General features: G+C 46.5%; 14 protein-coding genes and 4 tRNA genes. 14 read left to right on the top strand and 4 right to left on the bottom strand.

Features of this window, described 5'->3' with window-relative positions; translation table 11 throughout:
• Positions 1–60 precede the first annotated feature (60 nt).
• Positions 61–360, bottom strand: coding sequence for a helix-turn-helix domain-containing protein (locus FIU82_RS14405; protein WP_197275966.1), 300 nt, complete (start codon positions 358–360; stop codon positions 61–63).
• 191 nt (positions 361–551) lie between these two features.
• Between FIU82_RS14405 and FIU82_RS14400 the strand changes: the two genes are divergently transcribed.
• The 5 genes from FIU82_RS14400 (at position 552) to FIU82_RS14380 (ending at position 2,907) form a co-directional block, all read left to right on the top strand.
• Positions 552–1,181 (top strand): glutathione binding-like protein, encoded by a 630-nt coding sequence (locus tag FIU82_RS14400; protein ID WP_152441352.1) that lies wholly within the window; start codon positions 552–554, stop codon positions 1,179–1,181.
• Positions 1,178–1,546, top strand: coding sequence for a nuclear transport factor 2 family protein (locus tag FIU82_RS14395; protein WP_053911097.1), 369 nt, complete (start codon positions 1,178–1,180; stop codon positions 1,544–1,546). Before FIU82_RS14400 ends, FIU82_RS14395 begins: the two co-directional genes overlap by 4 nt.
• A gap of 10 nt (positions 1,547–1,556) precedes the next feature.
• Entirely contained in the window at positions 1,557–1,763 is a 207-nt protein-coding gene (locus FIU82_RS14390) for a 4-oxalocrotonate tautomerase family protein (RefSeq protein ID WP_045979368.1), read from the top strand.
• Positions 1,764–1,884: 121 nt separating this feature from the next.
• Positions 1,885–2,523 (top strand): hypothetical protein, encoded by a 639-nt coding sequence (locus FIU82_RS14385; protein WP_152441351.1) that lies wholly within the window; start codon positions 1,885–1,887, stop codon positions 2,521–2,523.
• A 117-nt stretch (positions 2,524–2,640) separates the two neighbouring features.
• Entirely contained in the window at positions 2,641–2,907 is a 267-nt protein-coding gene (locus FIU82_RS14380) for a hypothetical protein (RefSeq protein WP_152441350.1), read from the top strand.
• Positions 2,908–3,611: 704 nt separating this feature from the next.
• Here the strand turns inward: FIU82_RS14380 and FIU82_RS14375 are convergent.
• Together FIU82_RS14375 and FIU82_RS14370 are read right to left on the bottom strand one after the other, a co-directional pair.
• Complete coding sequence (locus FIU82_RS14375) at positions 3,612–4,268, bottom strand: helix-turn-helix transcriptional regulator (RefSeq protein WP_022946419.1); 657 nt, start codon at positions 4,266–4,268, stop codon at positions 3,612–3,614.
• A gap of 216 nt (positions 4,269–4,484) precedes the next feature.
• Complete coding sequence (locus FIU82_RS14370) at positions 4,485–4,850, bottom strand: histidine triad nucleotide-binding protein (RefSeq protein ID WP_045979365.1); 366 nt, start codon at positions 4,848–4,850, stop codon at positions 4,485–4,487.
• Positions 4,851–4,948: 98 nt separating this feature from the next.
• On the opposite strand from FIU82_RS14370, the gene FIU82_RS14365 reads away from it, so the two are divergent.
• Complete coding sequence (locus FIU82_RS14365; RefSeq protein ID WP_152441349.1) at positions 4,949–5,539, top strand: DUF2057 family protein; 591 nt, start codon at positions 4,949–4,951, stop codon at positions 5,537–5,539.
• 82 nt (positions 5,540–5,621) lie between these two features.
• On the opposite strand, the gene FIU82_RS14360 is transcribed toward FIU82_RS14365, so the two are convergent.
• The gene (locus FIU82_RS14360; RefSeq protein ID WP_138510047.1) at positions 5,622–7,460 is read right to left on the bottom strand and encodes a M1 family metallopeptidase; all 1,839 of its coding nucleotides are present in this window, start codon (positions 7,458–7,460) and stop codon (positions 5,622–5,624) included.
• A gap of 118 nt (positions 7,461–7,578) precedes the next feature.
• On the opposite strand from FIU82_RS14360, the gene murB reads away from it, so the two are divergent.
• From murB to tuf, 8 genes are all read left to right on the top strand, one after another.
• Positions 7,579–8,607, top strand: a complete 1,029-nt coding sequence (murB, locus tag FIU82_RS14355; protein ID WP_152441348.1) for a UDP-N-acetylmuramate dehydrogenase — start codon at positions 7,579–7,581, stop codon at positions 8,605–8,607.
• A complete protein-coding gene (gene birA, locus FIU82_RS14350) occupies positions 8,594–9,580 on the top strand; it encodes a bifunctional biotin--[acetyl-CoA-carboxylase] ligase/biotin operon repressor BirA (RefSeq protein ID WP_152441347.1) in 987 nt (328 codons plus the stop codon). The genes murB and birA overlap by 14 nt, the downstream gene beginning before the upstream one ends.
• Positions 9,577–10,281 (top strand): type III pantothenate kinase, encoded by a 705-nt coding sequence (locus FIU82_RS14345; protein ID WP_045979360.1) that lies wholly within the window; start codon positions 9,577–9,579, stop codon positions 10,279–10,281. Before birA ends, FIU82_RS14345 begins: the two co-directional genes overlap by 4 nt.
• 117 nt (positions 10,282–10,398) lie before the next feature.
• Positions 10,399–10,474, top strand: a tRNA-Thr gene (locus FIU82_RS14340).
• Between the two features lie 41 nt (positions 10,475–10,515).
• Positions 10,516–10,600: transfer RNA gene (locus tag FIU82_RS14335), tRNA-Tyr, on the top strand.
• A 46-nt stretch (positions 10,601–10,646) separates the two neighbouring features.
• Positions 10,647–10,721, top strand: a tRNA-Gly gene (locus FIU82_RS14330).
• 13 nt (positions 10,722–10,734) lie between these two features.
• Positions 10,735–10,810: transfer RNA gene (locus tag FIU82_RS14325), tRNA-Thr, on the top strand.
• 134 nt (positions 10,811–10,944) lie between these two features.
• Entirely contained in the window at positions 10,945–12,129 is a 1,185-nt protein-coding gene (gene tuf / locus FIU82_RS14320; RefSeq protein ID WP_022946954.1) for an elongation factor Tu, read from the top strand.
• The last annotated feature ends 264 nt before the right edge of the window (positions 12,130–12,393 follow it).

Below are 12,393 nucleotides of genomic sequence, written 5' to 3'. Positions count from 1 at the left end.
TATACGCAAAATTCACTCGATGGCCATGCGAAAAGTCACAACTCATCCGTGATTATGGTGCTAGTCGTACTGCTTTTGTAGATAGCCCATGGTTTTAAGTTTGTGACCGACCTTCACGATTTCGTCTAATGCTGGAATAAGTTCTTGGCCAAGCTCGGTAAGCTCATACTCCACCGAGGGCGGAGAGGTATCACGTACATGGCGAACAATAACGCCGCGCTCTAATAGCTCAGTTAGGCGAGTTGAAAGTACCTTTGCCGAAATCGGCGGGATATCAATTCGCAGCTCATTAAAGCGGCGCGGTCCAGCGCGTAAACACCAAATTACATTGGGCGCCCAGGCACCGGAAATGACCGCCATACATTCTGTAAGCATGCAGGGTTGGGGTGGTTTAGGGCTTTTATTCAGCCTAACTTTCAATGACATAAGAGTGACTAAGTTTCTGTGCGGTAACCCAATTCTAGCACCAAATGCGTGGTTACTTCTAGTAATCTAATTTCCATTAGATATTATCTAAAGCTCCACAAGGACAACAACAGGAATACCGTGAAATGAAGCTTTACTACAAACCTGGCGCCTGCTCTATGGCCTCGCATATTATCCTCAATGAGCTTGAGGTCGACTTTAAACTTGAGCGTGTTGACACCGATAAAGGTCAAACCGAGACGGGGGGTAACTACAGCGAAATTAATAGCAAAGGCTATGTGCCTGCGCTGGCCGTTGATAACCAAAAAATACTGACAGAGAACCCAGCCATTCTTGAGTATTTAGCCGATCTAAAACCACAACTAGCGCTTGCCCCAAGCATTGGCACATGGCAGCGCTATCAGCTTCGTGAGCAGCTTGCTTACCTAAGCTCTGAGCTGCATAAGAGCTTTAGCCCCTTTTTCTCAGGAGCTGAATTAACAGCCACACAGCGCCAGGCGGCACAGGCGAAAATTGGCAAACGTCTCGCACCGATTGAAGCTCAGTTAAGTACTGGCAGCTTATATTTGCAAGGCGATACCTTTACCGTGGCTGATGCCTATGCCTTTGTCATTATTAACTGGTCACAGTTTATTGGCTTTTCACTGACGCCATGGCCTGCCATTAATGCCTTCTGGCAGCGAGTTAATGCTCGTCCAAGTGTGCGCAAAGCGATGCACACCGAAGGGCTGGTGTCTGAGCAGGTCACCTCATGAAGCAGTTGCCAGAAATTACTGCGTTGTTGCAACGCTACTTCGATACCTTGTACCACTGCGACTTGCAGAAGTTCGATAGCGTTTTTCATCCCCAAGCTATTTATGTGAGCGCAGATAAGCAACCTTTGCTGTATCGCGATATGCCCACCTATCGTGAGGTGATCGCTCAGCGTACATCGCCCGCTTCTTGCGGTGAGCAGCGTCAAGACAGCATAGATGCAATAGAGCTGCTTGGCGATAACACTGCACAGGCTAGGGTGCGTTGCTCTATCGGTGCTCAGGACTATGTTGATTTATTGTCATTGGTACGCAGTGCTGGGCAGTGGCGCATTATTGCAAAAGTATTTCATATTATTGATAAGTAAGGAGAAGGATATGCCCTATGTGAATATTAAAGTAACGCAAGAGGGAGTCACCCAAGCGCAAAAATCAGCCTTAATAAAAGGGGTTACCGAGTTACTGGTTGAGGTATTAAATAAGTCCCCAGCGACCACTATGGTGGTGATTGATGAAGTCGAACTCGACAGCTGGGGCATCGGTGGCCTGCCGGTCGAGCAATACCGACGTACAGCGCTTGAATAGCCCCGCCCGGCACATTTATACAGAGCTCTCGCGCTAGTAATGGTGCATCTTACCCTTACAAGGTATGCTACCTTGTAAGGTCTTACTAATATGTTGTTAGGGCTACAAGGAGAGTTTGTGCATGAGTTCTAATCTGATGTGGGATGCACGGAAATTTCAAGAAAACTTAGGTTCTCTAATTTCAAAATTCAATACATTATTTTTAAGCGACATAGCACCGATCATTTCTAACCCTAGTGGTGATAGAAAAGCATCTTTGAAAGCCATAATTGCTCTAAACGTTCCCCAAATACAAACAGATCTTCATAAAGTTCTTAGTGAGATTGAGCATGAATTAAGGGATAACGCTCATTTTTTATTAATACAATCTGGTTTCTCTGAAATTGAATCCCAAACATATTTATCAAGTAATTTTCATTCTGGCTGTATTAAGTCAAGTGTAATTAATGAGCTCAATTCAACTGTTGGCTTACTTAACGAATTAACTACTTTAGCAATAGCCCATCTAAATGTGTTAGAAACAAATTCAGGGTTTGGAGGTATGCTAAGAGGGCTATTCAAGGGATACTCTAATCCAGTTGATGGCATTTCCCATGCATTTGGGCAAGGAAGTATGCAAATTGAAGTAAGTTCAAGTCTACAGGGTTTTAATTCGGCTGCGCTTTTAGTCGGTCAATCTATCGATTCCGTTTCTACTTCATTACATACAGTTGTTTTGGAAAAATGGAATAGTTTTGGGGCTATGCTGGAAAATTTGTAGCCCTAACAAACAACTTATGTGGGACTGCTAAGGCTTGGCTCGGTTCTGCTTCGCTTCACAATTTAGCAAGCAATTATCAGCCCCTGGTTGGGGTGTTATACATAGAAAGGGTTCGGCTTGGTAAACATTGAAAGTACATCAGTAATTATCGCAACAGTAATATTACTAATACTGTTTATGTTCTTTGCTGCCAATCTGGGAATGCTTGTTTTAGAAAGAAAAATGTCCACTGCCAGCTTACATGCATTTGCTTCAGGCTTGGCGCAGATGATAAACAAAAAAGACAATCCTAGTAGTTACAAGCAAGCTAGGATTTACATGGCTGGGAGTGTTTTATCACTTTTTGCATTTATGACTCTTTTTGAGTTTGGGTATGCATCATAAACCGTTGTAAACGCGCGCGGGGTGTTGGGACGAAAACAAGTGGGCTGTCCTTGCGCTTCGCTCGTTATTATAGCCTGCTCCTAAGAGGAGTGTTATGAGTATGAATGGCGAAGAACTAAGAGAATTTAATCGGAGGCAAGCATCGAAGCTAAGAATTGTTGGGTATTCCTTCGTCGTGTTTATTCCGATAATTTTAGTAATAGTGTTTTTCACTAAGAATATGGAAAAGGACATTACCTCCCCGCTGATTTTTGCGATAAATTCGCACGAGGCTAATGCTGTCCTTTGCTCGGAAATAGCGTTAGATGTCGAAGAGTTAAAAAATCCTTCGAGGGAGTCTTTACTTCAAAAGTTAGCGGCTCGCATCCCACCGAGCGAGTTTCGATTAGTTTAAACGGAGTTGAACGTATTGTTGGCCGAGACTCCAGAGAGGTAGATTTGATTTGGGTTATGCCTAGAGAAAAAAGTGGAGAATTACAGATTTTGGTGGGTGGGTATGTTCGCTCTGTCTACCTTTCTGAACACATTGGTGAGTGTGTAAACAAAAGTCTAATATCACCCATTAGTGCGAAGCGCTGAGACAACACCTTACAGGTTCTCACAAAAGCTCTCCATGCGTGTCTATCTCCGCTAAAGCCGCCATTGGGTAAATAAATTTTACCGACAAAAAAGCCGGCAATAGGCGGCTTTTTTGATATCAGCGATTAGCGTAATTCATTGGGCATGTTAGTTTGAGCCCAAGATAATAGCTCCACACGGTTACGACACTTGGTCTTACGAAATGCACTGTATAAGTGAGTTTTAACCGTATGCGGGCTGATATTTAAATCTTCGGCAATTTCTTTGTTCTTAGCGCCTTTACTCATTAACGCGACGATGGCTTTCTCGCGCTTGGTCAGCTTCACCGGCTCAATATCACCTTCAGTGAGTTTGTGCAGCGAATCTTTATTAAATTGCAGCATGCGGTTCAGCACGTTACACATAACATCACGGCGATACCACAACTGGTTCTCTTGAAGTAAGCGAATGCCTTTCATCATCACATCGGCATTATCTGTGGTGTAAAACACGCCACGAATACCACTTAGTAGCGCCCGATTAGCGAGCTCTGGATTCTCATCTAGATTGAACAGCACAATGTCACATTCCACTTTTAAATTGACTAAGTGCTCTTTTAAACGACTCCACGCATCGTCTGATGATGTTTCGATAAATAAGTAAGTGGTGCCAGGCTTAACCTGAGCAACGTCGGTGCCTTTATGGACTTCGAGTCCCTGTGTACGCAGAAGTGGCTCAAGGACATTGACGCCTATTTGGTTGATGGGGTCTTGTTCAAGTAATAGAAAGACAGTCTTACTCATTGTGGTTAGCGGCTCTTTTACATTATTGCCACTATCGTATCATGGAGCTCACTTCTTTTGTATTAGGTGGCTCAGAATTATTAGTGAAAAAAGATTAATAATCTTCAACTTCTGGGTATATACAGGCAGAATGCGAGGTACAGGGCAGCGGAGCCAATGATAACACCTTCTTTACCTCTGCCCATATTTGTTAACCTTATAAAAGATAAGCGAAAGTTATACTTTTTTCTTATCCTGATAAGGAGGCCAACCCATTTCTTTGCCGGCCAGCATGTGCAAATGAATGTGGTAAACAGTTTGTCCGCCATGATCATTGCAATTCATTACCACGCGATAACCTTCATCTGCAAAGCCTTGTTCTTTAGCTAGTTTTGCAGCAACAACATACAAATGCCCGACTGTGGCGGCATGTTCGTCGGTAATATCGTTAATGGTAGCTATCGGGGTTTTTGGGATAATAAGCACATGGAACGGCGCTTGGGGATTAATATCTTTAAATGCTAAAGCATGTTCATCTTCGTACACGATATCTGCTGGAATTTCGCGGTTAATAATCTTACTGAAAATGGTTTCTTCACTCACGATGTGATCCTTATCTTTTCATGGATGAGCCAGTAATGACAAAGAAAAGCAGAAGTGTCAAACTGAAGCTTAATCCATTTGCTAACAAGGAAATGACTATGTGGAAGAAAACGATAATGACCAGCCTAATAACACTGGCTTTGGCCCCTCAGGTGCAGGCCGAGATGGTGTACTTCCCGGAGGAAATCATTCCGTTACAGGTGGATGATAAAGAGATAGAGCAGTCATTTTTCTCAACGGTCGATGAATTGGAGCTAGCTCCAGGGCAATACCGTTTGAAGCTGCAATACAGCGATTTGTATGAAAGTGGGTTTGATGATCATCAAGTGGTGGAGTCAGAACCATTTTGGGTAAATTTAGAGGTAAAAGCGGGCGAGGATTACGATGTGATCTTTGAACGTGCCAGTAATGCCGCAGCGGCCGAGCTTTATGCCGAAGCACCGACAGTGCGTTTACAGGCGCGGGGGCAAAAATTAGCAGCGCCGATGGCTTCTGTTGCGCCAGCTGAGGCACCACAGGCGAAGACGGTAGTCAGCGCCAATAACCCTGATAAAGAGAGCCTTGAAGCGGCCCAAGTCGTGGTTAATAACAACGTCAGTGCTGCGGCTATGCTGGACTTTTGGTGGCAGCGAGCCAGTGCGCAAGAGCGCCAAGCTTTCTTGGAGAAAGTAAATGCAAACCAACAATAGTAAAACTAGCATCGTTGTTACAAGTACAAAAAAGGGCGAGATTTCTCGCCCTTTTTGCAACGTTTAAACTGGCAAAGCCCAGTTACTTGAATAAGGCGTCGATCGTACCTTGTGCTAAGGGGTGGTAGCCTGGGCGTGCGCCCTGATAAACGTCATACGCCCAGTCGCGCTTACCGTTTGCGATAAGTGCTTTGTATAAGGGCACAATGAGTTTACGGCGGCCAATGCTGCTCAAGTGTTGGTCTAATGCAGGGTAAATCGCTTCATAACCATTGCCTACCGCTAACATAAACCATGCAAACGCCACTTCTTTATTTGTCGATGCCGTGAGGTTGAACTGCGCGTCTAGCTCTGCCATTTTATCATTGTTTAAATCACGCGGCAGATTGTTCAAAAAGTGCAACCACTCGTGCACAGTCCAGTCAGCCGTTGGCAAGTCGCTGAGCTGCTTATCGCCTGCTAGCCAAGCTTGAGTGTGTGCATCTACTTTATCAAACACGTCAGAGGTGGGGTTAGGCGCATCGGCGGGTAACCCTGGCTGGTAAATCCACTCTTTTGCTTTTTCTAAGCTGACCACGCCCGGGTGGGCCTTTAATAAATGCTTGTCTAAGTAGGCCACAAACTCGTCGGTAGTCACAGATTGGAAAGCGTGATCGCTGAAGTATTGCTTCACAAAGGTATCGAAGGTGTCACGACCAAATTGCTGCTCCAAGTAGATAAGGAACAATTGACCTTTGGTGTATGGCACTGAGCTAAAGGCATCGTCTGGGTCACGGCCGTTTAGCTTTAAGTTTAGGCGCGTATCGGGAGCGTCAATGGTTTTGAGTTGAGCGCGTAACCCGGCGCTGTCCAGAGCTTGCTCCATCACTGCGCGCTCGCGGCCAAATACCTCTTCCATGATGCGGTTTTCCACATACGAAGTAAAACCTTCGTTAAGCCATAAATCTTCCCAAGTTGCGTTCGTCACCAGGTTACCAGACCAAGAGTGGGCCAGCTCATGAGCGATAAGGTTCACTAAACTCTTATCACCGGCGACAACGGTTGGGGTGATAAAGGATAGGCGCGGGTTTTCCATACCGCCAAACGGAAAGCTTGGCGGCAGCATGAGTAAGTCGTAGCGGCCCCATGCGTATTCACCGTACATACCTTCGGTTTTATCAATCATCGCCTGAGTGTCATTAAACTCGGCAACTGACGCATCAAGAATTTGAGGCTCAGCAAAAATAGCGGTTTGATGCGACATTTCCTTGTATTCCAAGTTACCGGCACCAATAGCGATCAGGTAAGGAGGAATGGCCTGCGGCATATCAAAGAAGTAATCGCCGTCTTTAATGAAAGCCCCGGTGTTGTCGGCACTCATTACCGCACGCACGTTTTCTGGTGTTTCAATGCGGGCGCTATAGGTTACGCGCATCGCTGGTGTATCTTGAACTGGGATCCAGCTACGGGCATGGATAGCTTGCGATTGGCTATACATGAACGGCTGGGTTTTGCTGGCAGTTTGCTCTGGCGTAAGCCACTGCAAGCCAGAAGCTTGTGGCAAGCTGTTGTAGTAAATTCGTACTTTAGGAGCCTGCTGGGCGAAGCGAATGGTCAGTTTGGCGCCTTTAACATCGTTGCGCGGGGCTAAGGTAAAGTCAGCTTTATGCCATTTGCCTTGATTGTCTTCGTAAATAACGCGATCAATTTCCAAATCGCGAGTATCAAGCACCAAGGTGCGCGCACTTTTATCTTTCCACTCTAGGCTATGTTCCACAAAGCCTTCAAGTTGTTTGTCGGCGAAATCAACATCTAAGTCTAAAAAAAGGTGAGTTGAGACAACTTCATCCAAGTTGGCATAGGTGTGTTCATCTTGGGCAGCTAACGCATGCTGGCTTAAGCCTGCCATGGCCAATGCCAAAGCGAGTGGTTTTAATTTCATAGTATCCTCAGAACGAGCGAAATAAGAAGAACTCGTTATACCAGATCTCAACCAGCACTGACAGCTATGTCAGACGAGCTCCTTGGGTTACACTAGCTTTGCCTTAAGTAATAAATTAATGACAAGAGAGTGCCTTTTGCCTGCATTACAAAGCCTTCATACTTTTGCCCTTGCGGCTCAGTGCCAACAACTGTTGATTGTCGAAGATCCTGAGCAGCTGCATGATATTGATTTTACGCAGCCGTTTTGCGTGCTGGGTGAGGGCAGCAATACTATTTTTACGGCCCCGTATCAGGGGAGCGTGGTGTTAATTGCCAACAAAGGCTTGGTAATAGAAGAGCATAGCGACGCGTGGCTACTGCATTGTGAAGCAGGTGAAAACTGGCATCAGCTGGTGCAGCAAAGTTTAGCCTTGGCAATGCCAGGGTTAGAAAACTTAGCACTGATCCCCGGGACCGTGGGCGCAGCACCTGTGCAGAATATTGGGGCCTATGGTGTTGAATTGGCAAAGTTTGTAGATTACGTGCAAGGTTACGATATTACTAAGGGTTGCTTTCACACTTTGCGTGCTGAGGAGTGTGAGTTTGGCTATCGCGATTCGATATTTAAGCATGCCTTAAAAGAGCGTTTTATTATTACTCGGGTGGGTTTGCGGTTACCGAAAGCGTGGCAGGCAAACACCAGTTATGGGCCACTGCAAGAGCTGCATCAACCCGCAGCGCAACAAATTTTTGAGCAGGTGGTCGCTGTACGCCAAAGTAAACTCCCTGACCCATATCAACTAGCTAATTCAGGCAGCTTTTTTAAAAACCCAATTTTGCCGCGCCAACAAGTGGCTAGTCTTCGACAACGCGACCCCCATATGCCCTGTTACGATGTGGACAACGAGTTCCAAAAAGTAGCGGCGGGTTGGCTCATTGAACAAGCAGGGTTAAAGGGTTACTGCATTGGTGATATTGCTGTACACGATAAGCAAGCTTTGGTTTTGGTGAATCGTGGCACGGGCACCGCAGAGCAACTTATGGCAATGATTAAGCATATTCAGCGTACTATCTTGGCGCAATTTGGTATTGCTTTGGAGCATGAAGTGCGATTGCTGGGCGCGCAAGGTGAAATCCATGTGGAGGCTTACAATGAAAGCGCCTGATGGCAATAAACTGGCTATATTGGAGCGTCTCAATCAAGGACGCTTTTTGTCTGGTCAAGTGCTGGGGGACGAACTGGGCATTAGCCGCGCAGCGGTTGCCAAACATATTCACTCGCTGCAAAAAATGGGCATCGACATTTATAAGGTCAATGGTAAGGGTTACCGTATTAGCCGACCATTAAGCTTACTATCTCAACCAGCAATTACCGAGGTGTATGAGCAATTACAAGGGCAGGCGGGGCGCTTCGAAGTACAACCGATTATCGATTCCACCAACAGTGAGCTTATGCGCCGTATCCAGGCGAATAACCTTGAGCCTGATACGGTGTTAGTGGCGGAAATGCAGCGCCAAGGCAAAGGGCGTCGCGGTAGAGTGTGGCAATCGCCCTTTGCGGCGAATTTATATTACAGTTACTACTGGCGCTTAGACGATGGCATGCACGCTGCAATGGGGCTGTCTATTGCCGTTGGTTTAGCCATTTATGACTGTTTAAAAGCGCTTTATGGCTTAGAAGTACAGTTAAAGTGGCCGAATGACGTGTTGGTCGCTGGGCGAAAATTAGCCGGGGTATTGGTGGAGCTTGACGGCACCGCCGAGGGGCCCTGTCACTTGGTGATTGGCATCGGCTTGAATGTCAGTATGCCCGACAATGCGGCTCAGCATATCGACCAACCTTGGTGTGACCTTAACGAATTTACGACCGAATTAGACAAAAACCAACTAGTGGCGGCGTTGACTTGCTTCTTACAAAAGCGCTTATATCAGTATCAGCGTCAGGGGTTAACGCATATGCATCAGCAATGGAATGATGTGCATGCGTTTGCCGGTCAATGTGTGGAGTTGAGTTCTGGCAACAACCATTGGCGCGGAATATGTGAGGGCATTGATGAACAGGGCGCGGTGGTGATCCGTGTTGATGGCCAGAGTAAGCGCTATTTTGGTGGCGAAATCAGTTTGCGAGCGACGACATGAAACTACTAGTAGATGCTGGTAATTCGGCAGTAAAGCTAATGTTGGCCACAGAGCAAAGTGAGCTCAGTGCTGTGGGGCTGCAAGAAGTACCTTGGTCACACGTGGAGGAGGTGTTGGTATCGGCTGTTGCTGAATCCAGTGCGCTCACTCAGGTGCTGGCATTAGCGGCAGCGCAAGGTAAGCAAGTGCACTATGCTCGCGTGAGTGGCCATTGGCAGCAGTTGCAGTGCGCTTATGAAAACCCCAATACCTTGGGAATTGACCGCTGGTTGGCGGTGATTGCTGGCTACAGTGAAAACCCACAAGGCGAGACCGTGATTGTGGATGCGGGCACAGCACTGACGATTGATGTGGTAAACAGTGAACACCAACATTTAGGTGGCTATATCTTGCCTGGCCTCGATCTTACCGAGCACAGTATTGTTAGTCGCGCACAGAAGGTGTTCAGTGTTGATGGCTTACGTCGCCATATCAGTCCTGGGCGCTCGACACCCAGCGCAGTAAAAAATGGTGCCTTGCTCAGTGCTTTGGGAGCAGTGGAGTATGTTCTTTCACATTATTGTCATGGCGACCAGGCGCAGTTATATATAACCGGCGGTGATGGTTTAGCGTTACATAACCACCTGAGGGCAAGTGTGTATCGGCCGCATTTTGTTTTTGAAGGCTTACTTAAGTGGCGAATTGGTGCGCAAACTGTTTAAAAACCCGCAGTTCTGCGCGAATATTGAACGTTTAAGCACGAAACCGTAACTTTTTTTGATTTTATAGTTGCATCACTCAAAACCATGCCTTAGAATCTCGCCCCGTACTAAAGCAGTGCCGACTTAGCTCAGTTGGTAGAGCAACTGACTTGTAATCAGTAGGTCATCCGTTCGACTCGGATAGTCGGCACCATTTTCCTCAACTTGGAAAGGCTTTAGAAAGAATTTTAGCGTGGAGGGGTTCCCGAGCGGCCAAAGGGATCAGACTGTAAATCTGACGGCATTGCCTTCGCTGGTTCGAATCCAGCTCCCTCCACCACTTTTATTCTTGACGGTTAGAGGTAGTTAAGAACAGGTTCCTAAAAGCGGGCATCGTATAATGGCTATTACCTCAGCCTTCCAAGCTGATGATGCGGGTTCGATTCCCGCTGCCCGCTCCAGTTTTTCTGGTGTGCTGATATAGCTCAGTTGGTAGAGCGCACCCTTGGTAAGGGTGAGGTCGGCAGTTCAAATCTGCCTATCAGCACCAGTCCCTGACTTTTCCTGAATTACTCCCTTTGATTTGTCTAAAAAATATTCAATAATTGAAGAATTGAATTGACCGGCGCTTGCGTCGATCGTTTGATATGTAATCTAGATACACAAAAACTTATAGGTTCCGTCATGGCAAAAGAAAAGTTTGAACGTTCGAAACCGCACGTAAACGTAGGTACAATCGGCCACGTTGACCACGGTAAAACAACTCTAACTGCAGCGATCACTAACGTACTAGCAAAAGTATACGGTGGTGTAGCACGTGATTTCGCACAAATCGATAACGCTCCAGAAGAGCGTGAGCGTGGTATCACAATCGCAACTTCACACGTAGAGTACGATACTCCGACACGTCACTATGCACACGTTGACTGTCCAGGACACGCTGACTACGTTAAAAACATGATCACAGGTGCTGCACAGATGGACGGCGCGATCCTAGTAGTTGCGGCTACTGACGGTCCTATGCCACAGACACGTGAGCACATCCTACTATCTCGTCAGGTTGGCGTACCTTACATCATCGTATTCATGAACAAATGTGACATGGTTGATGACGAAGAGCTACTAGAGCTAGTAGAAATGGAAGTACGTGAACTACTTTCAGAGTACGACTTCCCAGGTGACGACCTACCACTAATCCAAGGTTCAGCTCTTAAAGCGCTAGAAGGCGAGAAAGAGTGGGAAGACAAGATTGTAGAGCTTGCAGAAGCACTAGATTCTTACATCCCAGAGCCAGAGCGTGACATCGATAAGCCATTCATCATGCCTATCGAAGACGTATTCTCAATTCAGGGTCGTGGTACAGTAGTAACTGGTCGTGTAGAAGCGGGTATCATCAACGTAAACGACGAAGTTGAAATCGTAGGTATCAAAGAAACTACGAAGACAACGTGTACAGGTGTTGAGATGTTCCGTAAGCTTCTAGACGAAGGCCGTGCAGGTGAGAACATTGGTGCCCTACTACGTGGTACTAAGCGTGACGAAGTAGAGCGTGGTCAAGTACTAGCAGCTCCAGGCACAATCACTCCGCACACGAAGTTCGAAGCAGAAGTATACGTACTGTCTAAAGATGAAGGTGGTCGTCACACGCCATTCTTCAAAGGCTACCGTCCACAGTTCTACTTCCGTACAACTGACGTAACTGGTGACATCCAGCTACCAGAAGGCGTAGAAATGGTAATGCCAGGTGACAACATCAAGATGGTAGTAGAGCTAATCTGCCCAATCGCGATGGATGAAGGTCTACGTTTCGCAATCCGTGAAGGTGGCCGTACAGTTGGTGCTGGTGTTGTAGCATCAATCGTAGAGTAATAGCTACTCTCGAGAAAAAGGTCGCTTAGGCGACCTTTTTTTATGCCTGAAATTTGGGTGTTGTTGTAGGTTAGGCTAAAGCCCAACCCACAGAAACAAGTGTTGTAGGCAAGGCTTTAGCCTTGCAACCGGCAAAGGTGGTCATATTCCAGAGGCCAGAGCCTAGCCAAAACCGTGTTCCTTACCTGTCTATCTTACATAGTTAGGCTAAAGCCCAACCTACAGGGGGTGTTGTTGTAGGCAAGGCTTTAGCCTTGCAACCGC

Origin of the sequence: Pseudoalteromonas sp. THAF3 (assembly GCF_009363775.1) — a bacterium.
Lineage (GTDB): Bacteria > Pseudomonadota > Gammaproteobacteria > Enterobacterales > Alteromonadaceae > Pseudoalteromonas > Pseudoalteromonas ruthenica.
The sequence above is the reverse complement of the archived record's forward strand: the minus strand, read 5'-3'. Positions and strand labels throughout refer to the sequence as shown.